Origin of the sequence: Spiractinospora alimapuensis (assembly GCF_018437505.1) — a bacterium.
In the GTDB taxonomy this organism is placed as follows: Bacteria; Actinomycetota; Actinomycetes; order Streptosporangiales; family Streptosporangiaceae; genus Spiractinospora; species Spiractinospora alimapuensis.
Window position 1 is genome coordinate 678,042 of sequence record NZ_CP072467.1, and the last position, 19,896, is coordinate 697,937.

Sequence of the window (19,896 nt, forward strand, 5' to 3'; positions counted from 1 at the left end):
CACACTCGGCACCATGATGGAGCGCGTGGCGGTGCTCTCCGATGTCCACGCCGTGGCACCGGCCCTGGAGGCGGTGCTGAACGAACCCGACGTGGTGGCCGCGGACCGTGTGGTGTTCACCGGCGATCTGCTGCCGGGCCCGTTGCCGCGCCGGACCCTGGACCTGGTGGCGGAGCTGGGCGACCGCGCGGTGTGGCTGCGGGGCAACGGGGAGCGGGACACACTGCGGCTGCGCGGCCCCGAACCGCCGCAGGCGAAGACGCCCCTGATCCAGTGGTGCGCCGACCAGGTCACCGAGGCGGACCTCGCCGTGTTGGCCGCCCTCCCGCCAGTGGTGACGTTGGAGGTCACGGGGCTGGGGGCCGTACTGTTCTGCCACGCCACCCCGCGCGACGACGAGGAGCTGGTGCTGGTGGACTCCGACGACGACCGGTGGCGCGAGGTCCTCGCCGGTGTCGCCCCCGCGGAGTCGGTCGTGGTGTGCGGGCACACGCACATGCCGTTCCTCCGCCTGGTGGATGGACGTGTGGTGCTCAATCCCGGCAGTGTGGGCATGCCGTTCGGCCCGTCCGGCGCGCACTGGGCGCTGTTGGGGCCGGGAGTGCAGCTACGGCGAACCCTGGTGGACGCCCACGCGGCGCAGGGTGCGGTGGAGCGGGGTTCGGACTTTCCGGGGATCGGCGCGTGGATCGAGCCGTATCTCACCGGTGGCATCTCCGACGCGGGGGCGAAGCGGCGGATGCGATCCCGGCAGGACGACCGAGCGAGGGGATGTTAGGGCGCTGGGAGGGACACCGTGTCGCGCCAGGCGTCGGCCAGTTCGGCCAGGGGCAGGTTCAACGCGTCGGACAGGCCGACCACGGTGCCGAACGCCGGGCTCGGCAGCCGCCCGGTCTCGATCTTGCGCAGGGTCTCGGGCGAGATCCCCGCGGCGCGGGCGACGTGGACGAGGTCGCGGTCACCACGAGCGCGGCGCAGGAGCGCGCCGAGGCGACGTCCCGCGTCGATCTGCTCTGGGGTGAGTGGGTGACGAACCATGGCCACAGCATAGCCGTGGTATTTTCATACCGCCCATATTTAAATACCAGATTCTGGTGCCGGTCCGATCCGAGGTAAGGGGACGCGTGATGGTGGAGTTGAAGTCACCCGCGGAGATCGAGGCGATGCGGACCACCGGACGGTTCGTCGCGGAGGTCCTCCAGGAGCTCTCGACCCGGGCCGGCGTCGGTGTCAACCTGCTCGACCTCGAACACCACGCCCGCGCCATGCTCGAGGAGCGCGGCGCCCAGTCCTGCTACTGGGATTACGCTCCCTCCTTCGGACGCGGCCCCTTCCGTAACGTGACCTGCCTGTCGGTGAACGACGCCGTGCTGCACGGCCTGCCCCACGACTACGTACTCGCCGACGGCGACGTGGTGAAGATGGACCTCGCGGTGGAGATCGGGGGGTGGGTGGCCGACGCCGCGCGCACGGTCATCGTCGGCACCCCCGCCCCGGAGGACGTGCACATGCGCGACGTCGCCGAGGAGGCGTTGCGCGCCGCGATCGCCGCCGCTCAGCCCGACGGGCACCTGGGGGACATCTCCGCCGCGATCCAGGGTGTCATCCAGGGCCACGGGTACCCCGTGAACAACGAGTTCGGCGGGCACGGACTCGGACGCACCATGCACGAGGATCCCCACGTCGCCAACAGTGGCCGCCCGGGACGCGGTCCGCGCCTCCGCCCCGGCCTCACCCTCGCCCTGGAGCCGTGGTTCTCCCGGACCAGCGAGCACCTCGTCTACGACCCCGACGGCTGGACCCTGCGCTCGGCCGACGGGTCACGCACCGTGCACGTGGAACACACCATCGCCGTCACCGAGGACGGGCCACGGATCCTGACCCTGCCGTGACACCCTCGGGGAGGAGGTTTCCCGCCGCGTCGGCATACCGGTCCCACCCCCAAGAAACGCATGGCCTAGCCGCAGGCGCCGTGCGTGCTCCCGCCGGCTTCGGGGGCGACGCAGTGGTTGTTCCACGCGGACTGGAAGTCGCCGGGTTCCGGTGGGGCTCCGGGCAGCGTCGCATTGATGCCTGAGCCGGCCGGGGCGCGTAGGCCGTCCAGGGCGATGGCGAGGAGGCGGCGCTGGGCCAGATGAGGGTCGGCGACACCCTCCGGCGGGCAGCGGAAGTGGCTGATCAACAGCGTGAGGTCGAAGGCGCTCACGTCCGCGCGGAGCACCCCGGCCGTCTGTGCACGCGACACCAACGCCTCGGTGGCCTGCCGTGCGCGTTCGCTGGCCCGCCGCATCTCCTCGGTCGCCTCGACCGTGCTCGCCAGGGGCGCCAGCACGCCGAGGCCACGCTCCACACACCGCCACACGTAGTCGGCGACCGCCTGCCAGGGATCGGCGACGGCCATCGCCTCCTCGGCGGCGCCGGCGACGCTCTCCATGGAGTCCACGCCCAACCGTTGGAGGAGCTCCTCCTTGGTGCGGTAGCGCCGGTACAGGCTCCCCATGCCCACACCGGCCCGCTCCGCGACCGCCGAAACCGGCGCGTCGACGCCCTGGGTCAGGAAGACGTGGTGCGCGGCCTCGAGAACGGCGCGGTCGTTGCGCGCCGCCCGTGCCTGCGGCCCGCGTCGACGTGGTGCGGTGGGATCACACATGAACTCAGCATAGGTCGCGCTTCTCCGGGACGCCCGGAGCGTGGGCCCGCCCCCTCCATTTGCGGAGTACTCCGCTCCGAGTTACATTATTCGGAGCAATCCACTCCGAATAGGGGGTCCCCTCATGATCGATGCCTTGACCGTCCTCGTCGTCGGCGCCACCGGGAACCAGGGGGGAGCCACGGCCCGCCACCTGCTGGCCGGAGGCCACCAGGTGCGCGCGCTCGTGCGCGACCCCTCCTCCCCCGCCGCGGTCGCGTTGGCGGAGCTCGGGGCGACCCTGGTCCAGGGGGACATGGAGGACCCGTCGTCCCTGCGCCGCGCGATGCGCGGCGTCGACGGCGTGTTCAGCGTGCAGGGCCTGGCCGACACCCCGGAGACACTCGCCGCCGAGGTCCGGCAAGGGATCAACGTGGCCGACGCCGCCCAGGCCACGGAGGTCCGCCACCTCGTCTACAGCTCGGTGGGAGGAGCCGAACGGGAGACCGGGATCGACCACTTCGAGAGCAAGGCGGAGGTCGAACGGCACATCCTCGCCCAGGGGATCCCCGCCACGATCCTCCGCCCGGTGTTCTTCATGGAAAACCTCTTGATGTTCGCCGAGGCCGAGGAGGAACGGGTGGTGGCGTTGCCGGTCAAGCCGGACCGGCCGATGCAGCTCATCGCCGTCGACGACATCGGCGCCTTCGCCGCCGACGCGTTCGGCTCCCCCGAGACCTTCCTGCACCGCCAGATCGAACTCGCGGGCGACGAGCTGACCTTCCCGGAGATCGCGGAGGTCTTCACCGAGGTCACGGGCACCCCCACGCGTTTCGAGGGGTTGGCGATCGAGGGACGCATGCTGGAATGGTTCGCCGAGAGCGGCTACCAGGCCGACATCCCAGCCCTGCGCCAGCTACGACCGCACCTGATGACCTTCCGGGACTTCCTGTCCGCACAGTTCCACACCGAGAACTGACGACGACGTCCCCAGATCCGGGGTTGGTCGTCCACGCACCCGACCCGACCGGGTTCGCACCGACGAAACCTGGGCCCCTGCGGGGGCGACGGCCGCTCCCCCATCCGAAAGCCCTCAATACACAGGGCCCTAGTCAGGTCACGTCCCACACCTGACGGTAGTAGGCGATGCGGTCGGGGTCGGGGGCGATCCCGTAGGCATCGAGGAGGGTGTCCTCCCAGCCGGGGCCGTAGTTCCACTGGGTGCTCCAGGTCGCCACCGCGAGGTCGGCCCACCGGTCGGCGACGCCGAGGGCACCGAGGTCCACGTGGCCCGACCACTGGCCCGCGTCGTCGATGAGGGTGTTGGGGGCGCAGGGGTCGCCGTGACAGACCACGAGGGTGTCCACGGGTGGGGCACGGTCCAGCATCGCCCGCGCCTGCGCGGGGGTGACCCGCCCGGCGGTGGGGGCGGCGGCCAACCGGCTGGCGACCGACCAGGAGAACGGGCAGTCCCGCACGGGCAGTGCGTCGTGGAGCGCGCGCAGCCCGCGCCCGATCGCGGTGACCGCGGAGCGCGGATCGGCGACCCAGCGGGGGCTGACCGCGCTCTCACCGGCGAGACCCGCGGTGCGCAGCCACGCACCGTGCCGTTCCACGCCGTATCCCAGTGCGCGCGGGACCGGGGTGTAGGCGCGTGCCCACTCCAGGCGCCGCGCCTCGGCGGCGAACTCGGAGCCGTCGTGGCCCGGCAGCCACTTGATGAACTCCCGGCCCGCGCCCGCGCCCACCTGGAAGGTGAGCCCGTCGACCTCGTTGAGCCAGACCGCGCGCACGGCCCGCCCCGCCGCCTCCCGCAGTACGGGTGCCGGTACCTCGACGTCGGCCTCTGGAATCCCTGAGAACGCTCCACCCATGCTGTCAATGATCGCGCATCGCGGTGACGCTTTCACCGGGAACGGTCCCTGTGGTGGGAGAGGGGTAGGCGGGCAGCCTCACCGCGTCGGTACCGGAACCACTCGGGGACACGCGGATCCCGACCGCCGCGCCGAGGCGCATCGCGCGGATGGCGGCGCGGGTGAACCGTTCACGCACCCGGGCACCCATTGGCCCGCCTCGAGGCGCGAAGTAGGCGGTACCGAACTCGGCGGCCTCCTGGCCGGCGGTGACGAACGCGCGCATCCGGTCCTCATACCGAGGGAGCGCACGCACCGGATCGACGCCCTCACGGCAGAGCTCGCCCGCGAGAACGTAGGCGCCGACCAGGGACAGTGTCGCGCCCTGGCCACTCATGGGGTCGGGGCAGTAGCCGGCGTCCCCGACCAACGCGACCCGGCCCGCGGTCCACATCGGCATCGTGATCTGCGTACTGGAGGCGAGCCGCAGGCCCCCGACGTCGCGGACTTCCCGCAGAAGACGGGGTGTCTCCCAGCCGAGGCCGTCGAACGCACGCTCGACGAGCCGTGTGTCGTCCAGACGGCCGCGCACCGTGTCGGGTCGTCGCCGCGCGCGGATCACGAACATGACCTCCAGCTCCATATTGCCCGGGAGCGTGGATATCACGCAGCCGCGCTGTGGCCAGACGCGCATCAGCACGCGGTCGCGCAGGTCCAGATAGTTGCGCACGGTGGAGAAGGCGATGTGCGTTCCCAGGTCGCGGGCGAAGCGCTCGCGTGGGCCGAACACGATGGATCGGACGTTGGAGTTGATGCCGTCCGCCCCGACGACGAGGTCGTACTCGGCACGGTCGCCAGTCTCGAACTGGACCCGTACGCCCGACTCGCTGTGCTGGATCGCCGTGATGGAGTCGTTCATCCGATACTCCACGGTGTCCCGGACGAGGTCGTTGACCGCGACGGCGAGGTCCCCTCGGCGGACGACGCGAGCGTCGAGGGACCGCGACGGTGACGGGAGATCCTCGTGACGCTCGCCTCGGCCCAGAACGACGGTGACCGACGGGGCGGGAGCCAACGCCGTACTCAGGCGCCGCTCCAGCCCCATTCGCCGCAACAGGGCGATGGCGTGGCGGCCCATCTCGATGCGGTGCCCCCCGGTGCGCAGGTCCGGAGCGCGTTCCACGATCGTTGGGGAGAATCCACCTTGGGTCAGCCAGTGGGCGAGCGCGGGCCCAGCGATGCCCGCCCCTGAGATGAGTACACTTCCCCGCCGCGCTGTCACCGTCATCCGCCTCCCTCAAGCGGGTTCCCCCGAATTCCGCCACTGAACCCGGTCACGGCCGGACAGGCCGAGGTGCGTCGCGCGGGGCGACTGTCGTCCGGGGCCGATCGACGTGTTTCATCCTCGCTCACCTCGTGCCGATCGCAGGGGGGAACGGGAGAAGTCGTAGGTGGGGATCGCCAGACCCACCTTGTTGGTGCCGGCGAGGCTCAGACCCAGGCGGGCGCCGAGGCGGATGATCGGCACCGCGGCCCGCATCGCCTGGTCACGCAGCCAGAGCCCGCCCGGCCCGGTGCGGGGCGCGAGCATGGAGGTCCCCGCCTCGGCGACCCCCTGACCCGCCTTGACCACCTCGCGCATCACCTTCTCGTAGGCGGGGAACGCCGCCGCGGGGTTTCCGCGAGCGGCGGCGAGCTCGCCGGCGAGGACGTAGGCGCCGGCGAGGGCCAGGGTGGTGCCCTCACCGCTCATCGGGTCGGGGCAGTAGGCGGCGTCCCCGACGAGCGCGACGCGGCCGGCCGTCCACGTGGGCATCTTGATCTGCACACTGGGCGCGGCGTGGAAGTCGGGCCGGGGGCGGATCCGGTCCAGCGCGTTGTGCACCTCCCACCGGTGGTACTTGAACCGCCGCTCGACGTAGGCGAAGACACTCTCGGGGCTGCGGCCTCGGGGGTCGAGGGGCTCCTCGTCGCGGATCAGGAACGTGGTCTCGAGTGCCGTGTTGCCCGGGAACGTGGTGATCGCGAGCCCACAGTGCGGCCAGGTGTGGGCCAGCATCTGGTCGCGCAGCCCGAGGTAGTTCTCCACCTCGGTGATCGCCAGGTTGGTGCCGAGAAAGTGGGCGTAGCGCTCCCGAGGGCCGTAGGCGATGGACCGGACGTTGGAGTTGATGCCGTCCGCGCCGACGACGAGGTCGAAGTCGCGGCTGGGGCCGCGTTCGAAGGAGACGCGAGTGGATTCGGCGCTTTGCTCGATGGCGGTGATGGAGTCGTCGAAGATGAACTCCACGTCGTCGGCCACGAGACTGTTCACCGTGGAGACGACGTCGCCGCGCCGCAACGCGATGGACGTCCCGACCGAGTTGGGTTGCACCGGGATGGTGATCTCGTGGTCGTTGTCACCGAGGTAGAGAGTGGGGTTGGGGATGGGTGCGCCGAGGCCGCGAATCCTCTCCCCCACGCCCATGCGGGTGAGCATCTCGATCCCGGTGGCGCCGAGGTCGATGCGGTGGCCTCCGCTGCGGATCGTTCCGGCTCGCTCGACGACGGTGGGCGTGAAACCCGCGCGCCGCAGCCAGTACGCCAACGCGGGGCCGGCGATTCCGCCGCCGGAGATGAGAACGGTGCCGTGTGTTGGGTTCATGCTCCACACGGTGACTCCCCGTACTGACCGGTCACGCACGCGGCGCTGACGTCCCCGCTGACGACGGGAGCGTCGGGTCAGCGACCGCTTCGGTGCCCGGCGTGGCCATCCGCTGCTGGTGGTCCCACCGGACCCAGTTCCAGACGGTACGCGGCGGCGGAACGCGCGGCGGGCGCGCTCACGCCGGCCGGTCGTCCGCTCGCGGTTCTCCTGGATCACCGAGGCCCTGACGGCCACCGAGCCCAATCTCCACTCTCTCGACGGCCGAGCGCCCTCTACTGGGCAGAGGACGACGCTCGGCGTCCGCTCCCCGACGAACTCGTGTGCCCGCGCCCCGAAATTCACCCGTGGGCGGTGCCTTCGCCGCCGCACGGGGCTCGGCCGTTCGGCGGTAGCGATCGGGGCGGTCTTAGACGCCGACCGCGTCGGAGACGCGGGTGAGGTCGGCCATCTCCTCCTCGGCCAGGGTGAGGTCGGCGGCGGCGAGCAGGGCGGGGAGTTGGTCGGTGGTGCGGGCACTGGCGATCGGCGCGGTCACACCGGGGCGCTGTCGCAGCCAGGCGAGGGCGACGGTGGCGGGCTCCACCCCGTGTCGGGAGCCGATCCGGGTGAGTGCGTCGACGACGGCGAGGCCCGGCTCACTGAAGTAGCGGTCCAGCATCTGCTCCCTGGCCCGTCCCCGCAGGTCCTCGTGGGTGCGGTACTTCCCGGTCAGGAACCCGGCGGCCAGTCCCCAGTAGGGCAGCACCCCCAGTCCGGCCGCCACCGCGATGTCGCGCAGCCCCGGCTCGTAGGTCCGGCGGTGGACGAGGCTGTAGTGCGGTTGCAGCGCGACTGGCGGCGCCGCGCCCAACGTCGCGGCGACGTTCAACCACCCGGTGAGCCGCTCCGGGCTGTAGTTGGAGACGCCCACGAAACGCACCTTGCCGTCGGAGACCAACCGGTCGAACGCGGCGACGGTCTCGTCCAGGGGCACGTCGGGGTCGTCGAAGTGCGCGTAGTAGAGATCGATGTGGTCCACGCCCAGGCGGCGCAGCGACGCCTCGGCCGCTGCGGCGACGGTGTCTCCCGCGAGGCCGCGGAACTCCGGGTGGCGACTGACCTTCGTGGCGATCACGACGTCGTCGCGTCGGCCCCGCGCCGCGAGCCAAGAACCGATGATGGACTCCGAGGCTCCGGCCCCGTAGGAGTCGGAGGTGTCGACCAGGGTTCCGCCGCCGGCGACGAAGGCGTCCAGCACCGCGTGGGACTGGGCCTCGTCGCTGGTCCAGCCGAAGGAGTTCGCGCCCAGGGCGAGGGGAAAGACGTCCAGTGATGACCTGCCGAGCATGACCACGGTGGGATCTCCCAGGGTTGGCGGCGTCGACACCCGTCGACGTTCTGGTGTCTATTGGGGCGGCCACGGCCGTACGGTCCCCACCTCGTGAACCCCCGGAGGGCTGCCGGAGAAGGCTCGTTCCGTCGCCGAGGCCACACCATCAGCGATCTCGGCGTCGGTCAACCACCGCGGCCCCGACGCCGCACGCGCGTACCCCAGGACGACCTGGTGGGTGGGGTGTGCCGGCAGCGTCGGCTCGGGCAGGGTGGCGAGCGGGTCGGCTCCCGCGCTGCCCCACACCTCCACCACCGGGGCCGAGCGCGCCAACAGCGCAGTGAACGCCCTCAGCACGGGGCCGCGGTGCGGGGTGTGCACCCACGCCACCAGGAGTTCCACCGGCCCGGGAATCACCGCGCGCACCGATGACGCCAACGCCTCGGCGTCACTCCACTCCCCGCGCACCCACCGCACTCCGTGGGGAGGCGCGCCGCGCCAACCGCGCCGGCTGGGAACCACGACCGACCAGCCGCGTCCCGCCAGCGACTCAACGACGCCGGCCAACATCCCGGTCCCACCCACGACCACCGCTGTGGACATCGGACGTCCTCCTCAGACGTACTTCTCGCGTGTCACGTCGATACTGCGAGATGAAGCACGGTTGAGGTCAACCCGCGCGGGCAGGGCGAGCACGGCCGCCATCACCGCCCCACCGGCCTCCTACATGGTGTCGATCTCGGTGAGGTCGATGTCGATGGTGAAGGGGTGGGCGACGGACAACTTGTCGCGGTGGATGCCGGTTGCCACGTATTCGCCTGTCGCCGGGTCGCGTTCGTAGGTGTAGACGACGGGACGGCCCTGGTCGGGCTCAACGCGCCAGAGGTTGGGAATCCCGGCCTGAGCGTACAGTTGCGGTTTGCGCTCGCGATCACGAATGACGGATTCCGGGGAGACAACCTCGATCACCAGCAGCGCGGCCTCGGCGGGAAAACTACTCTGGTCGGCCCCTGCCACCGCCCCGGCGTCGACCACCATCAGGTCGGGTTCCAGCCGCTGGCGTTCGGCCAACGTCATTGTCATCTCACGGCGGACCCTCATATCTTCGGGGACGCTTCGCCGTAGCCCGGCCTCGATCAGGTACAGCATCAGGGTGTGAAATGCCTTTTGGGGGCTCACGAGGACCAGGCTCCCGTCAATGAGCTCGGTGTGTGGGGGAAGGTCAGGGAGGTCATCCAGGTCATCGGCAGTGAAGCCCTCGGCGGGTGGCAGCAGCCATTCGGGTACGGGCTGGGCGCACATCACGGAATCCCTCCTGCTGGTCTCCCCTACGGTGTCCAGACTAGAAGGTTCGCGACGACCGTGTCGGGTGGCACGGCCACACGGTGGCGGGTTGGCACGGTCCGAGACCGCGAGAGCCGACATGAGGGTCTCCTCCCTTCGGGTTCGGCGCACCAGAATAGGGCGACAGACCCGACCGTGTAGGGGTTTTGGGGAATCGGCACGCGTGTTCGGATATACGGTGGAGACAGGGGAATCCGGCAGCGGACATCGACAACTTCACACGGAGACGAGGCGGCGGGTGGCGACGGCGCGAGGACGACGGTCGGCTTCGGTGAATCGCGGCTACGGGCCCTGGGTCGCGGCGGCTGTCGTGGTTGTCGGTGTGGGGGTGTGGAACTGGGCGGGTGAGTTGGCGCCGGCCGTGGCCACGGGCCTGGTCCTCGCCGCGGTCACGGTGGGGGCCGCGACGTTGTGGGCGCGGCACCGTCTGACGCGGTGGCGTTCCCAGCGCGCCGTGGAGCGCACCGACTTCCGTCGGATCGACGCGATGACCGGGGTGGAGTTCGAGCACTTCGTCGCCGACCTGATGCGGCGGGACGGCTTCAGTGGGGTGGTGGTGGTGGGCCGCGCCGGGGACGGCGGGGTCGACATTCGGGCGCGCACCCCCGGGGGTCGGCGGTGCGCGGTACAGTGCAAGCGTCTCAAGCGCGCGGCCCAACCCAAGGACGTCCGGGAGTTCATCGGTGTCCTGGCCACGACCCACCGCGACTACGCGGGGATGATGGTGTCGGCCAACGGGTTCACCTCCCGCGCCGCCGAGGAGGCGGCCGGCTACCTCACGCTGGTGGGCCGGGCGGAGCTCGCCGAGTGGAAGACCGACCACCGCGTTCCCGTGCTCCCGCCTCGTTGAACCTCTCCTCCCCCGACTCCCCCCACGTTGGTCTTTCGCGGCGCCCTGCAGGGGGCGCCGCTCGTCCACCGGTCGTCCCGGTGATCGGTCGTGCGGAATTGGGGTGTGGTGTGTCCACGAGGACTGGTGTGGCGCGGGGGCGTCGGATCGTGGTGAGTGGTGGGCCGGGTTCGGGCAAGACGACGCTGCTGGAGGCGTTGGCGGGTGCCGGGGCGCGGGTGATGCCGGAGGCGGGCCGGGCGATCATCCGCCAGCAGCGGGCCGTCGACGGTCCGGCGCTGCCGTGGCGGGACGTGGAGCGCTTCGCCGAGGCCATGCTGCACTGGGAGCTGCGCTCCCACGAGGAGGCGGCGAGCGCCCCCGGGGATGTGGTGTTCGATCGGGGTGTGCCCGACGTGGTGGGCTACCTGCGCCTGGAGGGCCGTTGGGTGCCGGCGCACGTGGACGCCGCCGCGCGTCGGATGCGCTACCACCCGGTGGTGTTCCTGGCTCCCCCGTGGCGGGAGATCTACCGCGCCGACGCCGAGCGGCACCAGTCGTTCGCGGTGGCCGAGCGCACCTTCGAGGCCATGGCCCGGGCGTATCCCGACTACGGCTACGAGGTGGTGGAACTGCCGCGCGTGGGTGTCGCCGAGCGGGTGGGGTTCGTGGCGCAGACGCTGGGGGGTCTGCGGATCAGCGCGTCCCCCGACGCGCGGTGAGGCCGCTCAGCTCCAGCTCGATGGCGAACGGACGGTCCAGGCGCAGCGTGTCCCGGTACACCCCCGTGGGGGCGTAGCCTCCCGTGGTGGTGTCGCGTTCGTAGACGTGCGCCACGGGACTCCCGTCCTCCTCCTCGACCCGCCAGAAGTGGGGGATCCCGGCGGCGGCGTACTTCGCGGGTTTGACATGGCGGTCGCGGTGCGCCGACTCGGGCGAGACGACCTCGACCGCCAGGTGGACCTGGTCGGCCGGAAACGAGGTGATGGTGAAATCGTCGTCATGGGTGGCGACGAGCACGTCGGGTTCGGGCCGATTGCGGGGGTCCAGCACCACCGTCATCCGCTGCTCGGCCACGAGGCCGTCGGGAGCGCACCGGTGCAGGGCGTTCGTCAGGCGCCGCGTCACGCGGGCGTGCCACAACCGTTGTGGTGACCGGGGCCAGACGAGGTGTCCGTCGAGGAGTTCGGTGTGTGGTGGGGAGTCGGGGAGGTGGTCGAGGTCCTCGGCGAACCATCCTTCCGCCCGTGGGGGCACCATCCAGTCCGGCGGCCCGGCCGGGGGGCGCGTGTCCCTGGAGTGGGCGTCCATGCGTGCACGATAGCGTGCGGAGCTCGTCCGCGCCGGGCTTCGCGCGGACCCGTGCGCCGGCGCAGAACACGCTCACCGACAGCCCGCGCGTTCGGGGCTCGGGCCGACCCCGAGCGCCTCTATGCGTACAATAGTTCGCATCGATATCCGCTGGGAGGCCCTCACCGTCGACGCGTCGGACCCGTTGGAGCTGGCGCGGTGGTGGGCGCGCACCCTCGGCTGGGAAGTCGTGGATCCGTTCCCGGCCGGCGTCGAGGTGCGGCCCAGCGACGGACGCGCGCCGTCGCTGTTCTTCGTCGAGGTAGACGACGCGCGGCACGGCAAGAACCGACTGCACCTGGACCTGTACGCCGAGGACCAGCCGGCGGCGGTCAGTGAACTCCTGGCCCGGGGCGCCACCCGTGCCGACGTGGGCCAGCCCGCGGACGCCGCCTGTGTGGTGATGCGGGACCCGGAGGGCAACGGGTTCTGCCTCCTCGATCCACGCTGAAGCCACACGCCAACAGGTGCCCGCGCCGCTCTCGGTGATGACTACCCTTCCGTCCGGATTTCTCCACCCCACCGGGATCACGCCACATCCACCCCATGGGCACGCACGTCGACCCGCTCTATCGGGGTCGACACCACCCACCACCGCTGCGCGGCCCCCCTGGCTCAACCGCGAACCACGAATACACCACCGTGGCCTCCGGGCGGGGGTCCGAACCCCGGATCGGAGGCCGACGACGACGCGGGCCTGACGGGCACGGGGGTTCGGGGTGCGTGGACCGTGCGTGGCTCGTACGTGGGGCACCCGAACGTGGGTCCATGACCAACCACACGTACTCGATCCGCGCCGCCACCACGGACGACGCCGACGCGATCCGTGAGATCGCGTGTCTGGCCGAACCGGAGGACGCGGCGACCGCCACCGAGTTGACGGCCGCGCTGAACTGCGCGGTTTTCGTTGACCCCTACCTCACCCTCGACCCGGACCTGGTGTTCGTCGCCGATGACGGGACCCGTCCCGTGGGATACGTCCTGGGCACCGGCGACACCCCGACCTTCGTGGGACGCTACCGCGCGGAGTACCTGCCCGAGGTGGCGCCGCGGTTGCCGCTGGGTGAGGGCGAGCCGATCACGTGGGACGAGAAGTTCGCGTGGCTGCTGCACAACCCCGAGTACATGCTGCTGGAGGATGTGTCGGCCTACCCCGCGCACCTGCACGTCAACCTGCTGCCCGGCCACACCCGCGCCGGACTGGGCCGGGAGCTCGTGGCACGGTTCGTGGACGCGCTGCGGGAGCGCCGCGTGGGCGGTGTGCACCTGGCCACGGCGCTCGACAACATCGGCGGGCAGGCGTTCTTCCACGCGTTGGGCTTCCAGCACGTGGAGGCGGACTTGCCCGCGTCGTTCTTCGTGCGCGACACCGCCCCGATCTGACACCCCGCCCGGGGTGGCGCTCCCCGGCGCGGCGTCACCCCGGGACCCCTAGGATTCGCGGAGGGGCACCGCGTAGCCCGGGACGGAGGGCCAGCGCACGGTCAACAGCACCGAGTGCTCCTCCGCGATCCAGGAGTGGTCCACCCCCCGGCCCCACACCACGTAGTCACCCTGACGCTCCAACACCACGCTGCGCCCCGGCAGCTCCACCCGGAACCGGCCGCTGATCAGCACCAGCAGCGCGGTGCGTTCCTCCCCACGCACCCACCGGGCACGGGTGTCCCCCGGGGGATGCACCCCCCACTTGATCTCCACGTCCTCGCTGTGGCGGGGGTCGCCCGGGTCCTTGAAGTGGCCCAGGATCCATCCACGGTCCAGGGCCGCGTCGTGCCCGGCGTTGCCCACGTACACGGTGTCGCCGTAGGCCGCGCCCGCGTCGGATCCGGGCCCGTCGAGGGTGTCACTGCTGTGCTCCATGACGCCGGACGCTAGCAGCCCCTCGGGGGTGGTTCAGGCGCGCAGCGCCTCGAAGGTCCAGATGTCGGCCTGGGGTCCGGGTGGGCTGGTGTCGTAGTCGCCGTACACCGTCACCGACGTGAACCCGGCGTCGGTGAGCATCCCGGTGAACTCGGCGAGCCCGAACCACAACAGGGAGAAGACCTGCAGTTCACCGCGCCGCAGCACCCCTTCCTCCCACAGCTCGTAGCGCAGCCACTCCGTGGTGCGCTGGGTCCGTGGGTCGAACTCGGTGTGCATGCTGGACATCGTGATCAGCTCCTCGCCGTCCCACCACTGTCGCGGGCTCGTGGCGATGTCCACACCCACCGGCGGGGGCTCCAGGTCACACACGAACCGGCCCCCGGCGACGAGACTGTCCCGGATCGCCGCCAACGCGGCGACCGCGGCTTCGGGGCTGGGCAGCAGCGAGAACGACCCCGCCGGAACGACGACCGCCTCGTAGCGCCCGGGGGCGCGATACGTGGCCAGGTCGTCGACGAAGACGTCGCCGGCCAGCCCCTCCCGCGCGCAGTGCGCGCGACACAGCTCGACCATGTGGGGGGAGGTGTCATAGCCCCGCACCCGCAACCCCTCGCGCAGCAGCGGGACGAGCATTCGCCCGTTGCCCACGGCGGGCTCCAGGATCTCCCCCTGAGTCCCGGCGAGGAGACGGGAGTAGAACTCCACGTCCCCGAACGAGAACCCCACTGGTTTGTCCAGGTCGTAGCCGCGGCTGCTCAACGCGCCGTACCGCCAGCACGCCCGGAGACCATCGTCAGTACCCACCCGCCCTTCCTACTGCACCCCACCACCAGCGACGGACACGGGGCACCCCCAACCACCACGACGGGCGGCTATGGTGGGTCCTGCCGACGTGAGGATCCCGCCATGCCCAACACCCCGGAACTCGTCATCCTCCTCGACGACGACCGCAACCACATCGGAACGATGGACAAGTCCGTCGTACACACCGACGACACGCCGCTCCACCTGGCGTTCTCCTGCTACATCACCGACGACCACGACCGTGTCCTGCTCACCCGCCGCGCCCTGGGCAAGCGCACCTGGCCGGGGGTGTGGACCAACAGTTGCTGCGGACACCCAGCGCCGGGCGAGGAGATCGCCGACGCGGTGCGACGCCGCGCCCACCAGGAACTGGGGATGACGATCGACGCCCCCCGCGTGGTGCTGCCGGAGTTCCGCTACCGGGCCCGCTCCGCGGAGGGCGTCGTGGAGAACGAGGTGTGCCCGGTGTTCGTCGCCGCGGCCCGCACCACCCCCGATCCCGACCCGGCGGAGGTCGCGGACTTCGCGTGGGCGCCGTGGGAGACCCTGCACACCCTGGCCCAGGACACCCCGTGGCTGATCAGCCCCTGGGCCGCCGCCCAGATCCCCCAGCTCGCCCGCGCCTGAACCGCCCGCGGCCTCACACGTACTGACGCAGCACCACCGTGGCCACGCAGGCGGGTTTGCGCCCGCCCTCGACCTCGAAGGTCACCGTCACCGTGATCTGCACCCCGCCCGCGATCTCGCGCGCGTCATCCACCAGCGCCCCGGCCCGCAACCGTGCCCCCACCGGGACCGGCGCGGGGAACCGCACCCGCTCACAGCCGTAGTTCACCCCCATGGAGAAGCCACGCAACTCCCACAACCGGGGCAACACCACGACGACCTGGCTAAGGGTGAGAAAACCGTGCGCGATCGGCCCCCCGAAGGGCGACTCCCGCTCCGCCCGCTCGACATCGGTGTGAATCCACTGGTCGTCGCCGGTGGCCCGCGCGAACAACGCCACCTGCTCCTGGGTCACCTCCTCATACTCGGTGAACCCCAGGTGGGTCCCCACCCGCTCCAACACACCCGCGACACCCTCGACAGGACTCGGACTCATCCCTGCGTCTCCTCTCCCCGCGCGGAGTCACCAACCAAGCCACCATGGGTGAGCCCGAGAATCCGCGCCGCGTTCTCCTTGAGGATGAGCGGACGGACGTGGTCCCGGAACTCCACCGACGCGAAGTCCCGCATCCACCGATCCGGCGTGATCACCGGATAGTCCGACCCGTACAGCACCTTGTGCTTCAACAACGTGTTCGCGTACTGCACCAACTGCGGCGGAAAGTACTTCGGTGACCACCCGGACAGGTCGATGTGGACGTTGGGCTTGTGCAACGCCACCGACAACGCCTCGTCCTGCCAGGGAAACGACGGATGCGCCAGGATGATCGTCATGTCGGGAAAGTCGACCGCCACGTCGTCGACGGCCATGGGGTTGGAGTACTTCAACCGCACCCCGCCCCCACCCCGGGTCCCGGCGCCGATCCCGGTGTGCCCGGAGTGGAACACCGCGATCCCCGACTCCTCGGCGATCACCTCGTACAACGGGTAGACCGCCGGGTCGTTGGGATGGAACCCCTGGATGTTGGGATGGAACTTGAACCCCCGCACCCCGTGGTCACGCAGCAACCGCCGCGCCCACCGCACCCCCTCCGGGCCCCGCGCCGGATCCACACTCGCGAAGGGAACCAACACGTCGGGGTACAGCGCCGCCTGCTCGGCGATCTCCTCGTTGCTGGGCGCCCCATCCTCGTCACTGCGCCCCACCTGGTCGACGCCGAACACGACCGCGGCCATGTTGCGGCCACGGTAGTAGGCCGCGATCTCCGGCACCGTGGAGGCGGTGACCGTGGACCGGAAGTAGCGCGACATGTCCCGCAGGTCCTCCGCGTCCACCGCGCTCCCCCGAACGGAGGCGTGCACATGGACGTGGACGTCGATCGCGTCGAGGCTCGCGACGTCGATCCCCGCCGGCCAGCCGCTCACGCGCGGCCCCCCGTCGGGGGAACCGGGAACGCCTCGGGCTTGTAGGACTGTAACCGCGCCTCGACAAGGCCCGGGAACTCCGCCGCGACCCTCTCCACGTCCCACCCACCGTCCCGATAGGCGGCTGCGACCTCCTGCGGGTGGGACCACAGGGCGATCTTGTCGCCCCCGGCGGAGACACACTGACCAGTGACACCGGCCGCCGCGTCACCCGCCAAATACACCACCACCGCCGCGGCGTCATCCGGGGTGCCCAGCCCGGCACGGCGCAGCCCGGGGTCGATGGGGCGGCCCGCCTCCGCGTCGGCGACGGCCTCACCCAACCCCGGGATCGTGGCCACCATCCGGGTCAGCGCGGTGGGCACGACGGCGTTGACGGTCACCCCAGCGCGTTCGCACTCCCACGCCCAGGTGCGCACCAGTCCCACGATCGCGGCCTTGGCGGCGGAGTAACTGGTCTGGCCGAAGCTCGCCCGCTGTCCGGCGGGCGAGCCGACGAGGATGAGCCGTCCGGGGGAGTCCTGGGCGCGGAACCGGTTCACCGCGGCGCGGGCACAGGTGAAGGTGCCGCGTAGGTGGGTGCGCAGCACGGTGTCGAAGTCGTCGTCGGTGGTCTTGCGCAGGGTACGGTCCCGCAGCACTCCGGCGTTGGTGACCATGACGTCGAGCTGGCCGAACTCCCGGACCGCGCGGTCGACGAGCCGGTCCGCGGCCTCGCTGGTTCCGACCTCGACGATCTCGGCGACGGCGCGGCCTCCGGCGTCGTCGATGGCGCGGACGGTGTCCTCGGCGGCGTCGGCGTCAACGTCGTTGACGACGACCGAGGCTCCGGCCCGCGCCATCGCCTCGGCGTAGGCGCGGCCCAGCCCGCGTCCCGATCCGGTCACGACCGCGACCTTGCCCTTGAGCATGCGATCTCCCGTGGATTGTGGAGGGACTCACGCCGCAAAACTAGGCAACTCAACGACCGTCGTCAATACCTTGCCGAACAATGGGTTCGGTGGAGATGGTGTCCAACACCGCCGCCGCCTCCTCGGCCGCCCCCGCCTGCCACCGGGCGTGCAACGAGCGGAACACCCCCTGGGCCGCGTCCGCGGGCCAGTCCGCCGGCAGCAGACGCAGCGGCAGCCGCGGGTCCTCCCTGATAGTGCTCAACCAGTCGGCGGTCAACCACAGGTGCCACACCAGCGGGTCGCGCGCCCCGCCCGGGGCGACCCCGGACCACCGGTCCAGGAAACCCCGGTAACGCTCCGCGATCGCCCCCAGGTCATAGGCCTCCCGCACCAACTCACCGATGTCGGTGGGAGGAACCGGTCGCGCGGCGAACACCTTCACCTCGTCGTTGAGCCCCAACTCCGCCAGGATGTCCTCCACCCCCACGCGGCTGGGCCCCAGCCACAACCCCCCGTGCAGCATCCCGAACCCGGCCCAGGTCAGCCGGGTCCGCAACGCGTGGCGCTGCCGCCGCTGGTCCTCCGACAGGGAGAACCCGATCAACGTCCACTCCGTCTCGGCGGACTCGTTCGTCACCCCCAGCTCCCACACCCGCCGTCCCCCGTCGCGCAGCAGTCCCTCGCAGCGGTCGGTCAGCCCGAAGTACATGCGCCGCCCCACCCGCCTGCGACGCAGCAGGTCACGGCGCACCATCCGGCCGAGCGTCGACCGTGTCGCCTGCTCGGAGATCCCCGCCCGCGCGAACACCCGAATGAAACTCCCCGAGAACACCGACGTCGAGGTGTCCAGCACGTACTCGCCCAACAACGCCAACATCAGCGACTGCGGCCGAAGCTCCCCCCGCCGACCCGACACCGACTCCTCAACCGTTGCCTCCACCGGGGTCCCCCGTCCTGCTCCGACGACACGCGCACGACCCGACACAGGCCACGCGCAAGAAGAACAACACACCCCACAATATTCGGCAACATATTGACGGCCGACCGCAGTATGCATAGATTCGCGGTGCCGCGACTTTGTGGCGCACGCCATACGCCGACAGATTCGGCCCCCCGGTCACCCCTGCCCAACCCCCGTGACTCAGGAGACCCCGTGCGCAGAACCCCAGCACTCCTCGCCAGCCTCGCGCTGACCGTCCCGCTCGCGTCCTGCGCCACCATCAGCGACGCCACCGACGACGACCCCATCACCATCGGCTACATCACCCCACTCACCGGCGACTTCTCACCCCTGGGAACCGACAACGAGAAAGCCGTCGAACTCGCCGTCCAACGGATCAACGACGACGGCGGCGTCCTGGGCCGCCCCCTGGAACTCACCACCCACGACGACCAAAGCAACCCCGACCAGGCGATCCTCGCGTTCAACGACATCATGAACGACGAACCCGCCGCCATCATCGGATCCGCGTTCTCCAACAGCGCCATGGCCCTGCTCGAACAGATCGAACGCGAACAGATCCCCTACATCTCCCCCACCCCCGCCGACGAACAGGTCAACCCCATCCGCGACCACGTCTTCGTGGTCCCCGCACTCGCCGGCGCCTACGCCGAACGCGCCCTGCAGTACTTCGACTCCGAAGGAATCGACCAGGTCGCCCTCGCCTACTCCGAAACCGCCTACGGAATCGCCGGCCACCAAGCCATGGTCGACGCCAGCGACGACTACGACATCGAACTCACCCTCACCGAAGAGTTCGAGCAGGAAACCACCGACTTCAGCCACATCATCGCCGCCGTCGAGGACTCCGACGCCGACGTCACCATGCTCTGGGCCACCGGACCACCCGGCGTGATCTTCACCGAACAGTACGCCGGCGCCGACGCCGACCCCGCGCTCGTGGTCACCGGCTCCCAGGCGAGCCACCTGTGGACCGAACCCGCCGGAGCGGCCGCCGAGGACGTCACCGTGCTGAGCTCACTCGGCGTCGTCGGCGAGCACATCCCCGCCGGCGAACAACACGACGTCATCGCCGAAATGACCGACGCCTTCGAAGCCGAACACGACTACCCCCCACCCCAGTTCGCCCAGGACGGCTACACCGCCGTCATGCTCCTCGCCGCCGCGATCGACGACGCCGACAGCACCGAACACGCCGACATCCGCGACGCGCTGGAGAACCTCACCCTCACCACCCCCAACGGCACCTTCACCTACTCCCCCACCGACCACTCCGGCCTGGACGCCGACGCCATCGCCGTCAGCACCGTCCAGGACGGCGACTTCGTCCCCACCCAATGGACCCTCGACCAGTTCGACCACCAATTCGGCGACGAGTGACCC

24 protein-coding genes are annotated in these 19,896 nt (G+C 70.7%); 9 read left to right on the plus strand and 15 right to left on the minus strand.

What is annotated here, in order from left to right; translation table 11 throughout:
- Positions 1 to 13: 13 nt before the first annotated feature.
- A complete protein-coding gene (locus tag J4H86_RS03150; RefSeq protein WP_236541880.1) occupies positions 14 to 778 on the plus strand; it encodes a metallophosphoesterase family protein in 765 nt (254 codons plus the stop codon).
- Here J4H86_RS03150 and J4H86_RS03155 read toward each other — a convergent pair.
- Positions 775 to 1,038 (minus strand): helix-turn-helix domain-containing protein, encoded by a 264-nt coding sequence (locus tag J4H86_RS03155; protein ID WP_236541882.1) that lies wholly within the window; start codon positions 1,036 to 1,038, stop codon positions 775 to 777. The genes J4H86_RS03150 and J4H86_RS03155 overlap by 4 nt on opposite strands.
- 89 nt (positions 1,039 to 1,127) lie before the next feature.
- On the opposite strand from J4H86_RS03155, the gene map reads away from it, so the two are divergent.
- Positions 1,128 to 1,892, plus strand: coding sequence for a type I methionyl aminopeptidase (gene map / locus J4H86_RS03160; RefSeq protein WP_236541884.1), 765 nt, complete (start codon positions 1,128 to 1,130; stop codon positions 1,890 to 1,892).
- Positions 1,893 to 1,957: 65 nt separating this feature from the next.
- On the opposite strand, the gene J4H86_RS03165 is transcribed toward map, so the two are convergent.
- Positions 1,958 to 2,650, minus strand: a complete 693-nt coding sequence (locus tag J4H86_RS03165) for a TetR/AcrR family transcriptional regulator (RefSeq protein WP_236541886.1) — start codon at positions 2,648 to 2,650, stop codon at positions 1,958 to 1,960.
- Positions 2,651 to 2,774: 124 nt separating this feature from the next.
- Here J4H86_RS03165 and J4H86_RS03170 point away from each other — a divergent pair, with 124 nt between their 5' ends.
- Positions 2,775 to 3,608, plus strand: a complete 834-nt coding sequence (locus J4H86_RS03170) for an NmrA/HSCARG family protein (RefSeq protein ID WP_236541888.1) — start codon at positions 2,775 to 2,777, stop codon at positions 3,606 to 3,608.
- A gap of 133 nt (positions 3,609 to 3,741) precedes the next feature.
- Here J4H86_RS03170 and J4H86_RS03175 read toward each other — a convergent pair whose 3' ends face one another.
- The 6 genes from J4H86_RS03175 to J4H86_RS03200 form a co-directional block, all read right to left on the minus strand.
- Positions 3,742 to 4,503 (minus strand): aminoglycoside 3'-phosphotransferase, encoded by a 762-nt coding sequence (locus J4H86_RS03175; protein ID WP_236541890.1) that lies wholly within the window; start codon positions 4,501 to 4,503, stop codon positions 3,742 to 3,744.
- 4 nt (positions 4,504 to 4,507) lie between these two features.
- Positions 4,508 to 5,770: an FAD-dependent monooxygenase gene (locus tag J4H86_RS03180; RefSeq protein ID WP_236541892.1), complete on the minus strand. Its 1,263-nt coding sequence runs from the start codon at positions 5,768 to 5,770 to the stop codon at positions 4,508 to 4,510.
- A gap of 111 nt (positions 5,771 to 5,881) precedes the next feature.
- Positions 5,882 to 7,126, minus strand: coding sequence for an FAD-dependent monooxygenase (locus J4H86_RS03185; RefSeq protein ID WP_236541894.1), 1,245 nt, complete (start codon positions 7,124 to 7,126; stop codon positions 5,882 to 5,884).
- Positions 7,127 to 7,535: 409 nt separating this feature from the next.
- Complete coding sequence (locus J4H86_RS03190) at positions 7,536 to 8,495, minus strand: aldo/keto reductase (RefSeq protein WP_330932481.1); 960 nt, start codon at positions 8,493 to 8,495, stop codon at positions 7,536 to 7,538.
- An 18-nt stretch (positions 8,496 to 8,513) separates the two neighbouring features.
- A complete protein-coding gene (locus tag J4H86_RS03195) occupies positions 8,514 to 9,041 on the minus strand; it encodes a Rossmann-fold NAD(P)-binding domain-containing protein (RefSeq protein WP_236541895.1) in 528 nt (175 codons plus the stop codon).
- Positions 9,042 to 9,161: 120 nt separating this feature from the next.
- Positions 9,162 to 9,740, minus strand: coding sequence for a Uma2 family endonuclease (locus J4H86_RS03200; protein ID WP_236543877.1), 579 nt, complete (start codon positions 9,738 to 9,740; stop codon positions 9,162 to 9,164).
- A 313-nt stretch (positions 9,741 to 10,053) separates the two neighbouring features.
- Between J4H86_RS03200 and J4H86_RS03205 the strand changes: the two genes are divergently transcribed.
- Positions 10,054 to 10,632: a restriction endonuclease gene (locus tag J4H86_RS03205; RefSeq protein WP_236541897.1), complete on the plus strand. Its 579-nt coding sequence runs from the start codon at positions 10,054 to 10,056 to the stop codon at positions 10,630 to 10,632.
- 110 nt (positions 10,633 to 10,742) lie between these two features.
- Complete coding sequence (locus J4H86_RS03210; protein WP_236541899.1) at positions 10,743 to 11,333, plus strand: AAA family ATPase; 591 nt, start codon at positions 10,743 to 10,745, stop codon at positions 11,331 to 11,333.
- On the opposite strand, the gene J4H86_RS03215 is transcribed toward J4H86_RS03210, so the two are convergent.
- Positions 11,308 to 11,922 (minus strand): Uma2 family endonuclease, encoded by a 615-nt coding sequence (locus tag J4H86_RS03215; RefSeq protein ID WP_236541901.1) that lies wholly within the window; start codon positions 11,920 to 11,922, stop codon positions 11,308 to 11,310. The two genes, J4H86_RS03210 and J4H86_RS03215, sit on opposite strands and share 26 nt — an antisense overlap.
- Before the next feature lie 121 nt (positions 11,923 to 12,043).
- Between J4H86_RS03215 and J4H86_RS03220 the strand changes: the two genes are divergently transcribed.
- The gene (locus tag J4H86_RS03220) at positions 12,044 to 12,412 is read left to right on the plus strand and encodes a VOC family protein (RefSeq protein WP_236541903.1); all 369 of its coding nucleotides are present in this window, start codon (positions 12,044 to 12,046) and stop codon (positions 12,410 to 12,412) included.
- Between the two features lie 317 nt (positions 12,413 to 12,729).
- The gene (locus tag J4H86_RS03225) at positions 12,730 to 13,344 is read left to right on the plus strand and encodes a GNAT family N-acetyltransferase (protein WP_236541905.1); all 615 of its coding nucleotides are present in this window, start codon (positions 12,730 to 12,732) and stop codon (positions 13,342 to 13,344) included.
- A 48-nt stretch (positions 13,345 to 13,392) separates the two neighbouring features.
- Here the strand turns inward: J4H86_RS03225 and J4H86_RS03230 are convergent, their stop codons facing one another.
- Both J4H86_RS03230 and J4H86_RS03235 read right to left on the minus strand, forming a co-directional pair.
- A complete protein-coding gene (locus J4H86_RS03230; protein WP_236541907.1) occupies positions 13,393 to 13,821 on the minus strand; it encodes a cupin domain-containing protein in 429 nt (142 codons plus the stop codon).
- A 33-nt stretch (positions 13,822 to 13,854) separates the two neighbouring features.
- The gene (locus tag J4H86_RS03235; RefSeq protein WP_236541908.1) at positions 13,855 to 14,628 is read right to left on the minus strand and encodes a class I SAM-dependent methyltransferase; all 774 of its coding nucleotides are present in this window, start codon (positions 14,626 to 14,628) and stop codon (positions 13,855 to 13,857) included.
- Positions 14,629 to 14,730: 102 nt separating this feature from the next.
- On the opposite strand from J4H86_RS03235, the gene idi reads away from it, so the two are divergent.
- Positions 14,731 to 15,255 (plus strand): isopentenyl-diphosphate Delta-isomerase, encoded by a 525-nt coding sequence (gene idi, locus J4H86_RS03240; protein WP_236541911.1) that lies wholly within the window; start codon positions 14,731 to 14,733, stop codon positions 15,253 to 15,255.
- Between the two features lie 13 nt (positions 15,256 to 15,268).
- Here the strand turns inward: idi and J4H86_RS03245 are convergent, their stop codons facing one another.
- The 4 genes from J4H86_RS03245 to J4H86_RS03260 are packed head-to-tail and all read right to left on the minus strand — an operon-like array spanning position 15,269 to position 18,492.
- Positions 15,269 to 15,730 carry a MaoC family dehydratase gene (locus tag J4H86_RS03245; protein ID WP_236541912.1) on the minus strand — a complete coding sequence of 154 codons (462 nt, stop codon included), beginning with the start codon at positions 15,728 to 15,730 and terminating at the stop codon, positions 15,269 to 15,271.
- Positions 15,727 to 16,659 (minus strand): amidohydrolase family protein, encoded by a 933-nt coding sequence (locus tag J4H86_RS03250; protein WP_330932482.1) that lies wholly within the window; start codon positions 16,657 to 16,659, stop codon positions 15,727 to 15,729. Before J4H86_RS03250 ends, J4H86_RS03245 begins: the two co-directional genes overlap by 4 nt.
- Positions 16,656 to 17,570 (minus strand): SDR family NAD(P)-dependent oxidoreductase, encoded by a 915-nt coding sequence (locus tag J4H86_RS03255; protein ID WP_236541914.1) that lies wholly within the window; start codon positions 17,568 to 17,570, stop codon positions 16,656 to 16,658. Before J4H86_RS03255 ends, J4H86_RS03250 begins: the two co-directional genes overlap by 4 nt.
- Positions 17,571 to 17,619: 49 nt before the next feature.
- Positions 17,620 to 18,492, minus strand: coding sequence for a PaaX family transcriptional regulator (locus J4H86_RS03260; RefSeq protein WP_236541916.1), 873 nt, complete (start codon positions 18,490 to 18,492; stop codon positions 17,620 to 17,622).
- Between the two features lie 213 nt (positions 18,493 to 18,705).
- Here J4H86_RS03260 and J4H86_RS03265 point away from each other — a divergent pair, with 213 nt between their 5' ends.
- On the plus strand, positions 18,706 to 19,893 hold the full coding sequence (locus tag J4H86_RS03265) for an ABC transporter substrate-binding protein (protein WP_236541918.1): 1,188 nt from the start codon (positions 18,706 to 18,708) through the stop codon (positions 19,891 to 19,893).
- The last annotated feature ends 3 nt before the right edge of the window (positions 19,894 to 19,896 follow it).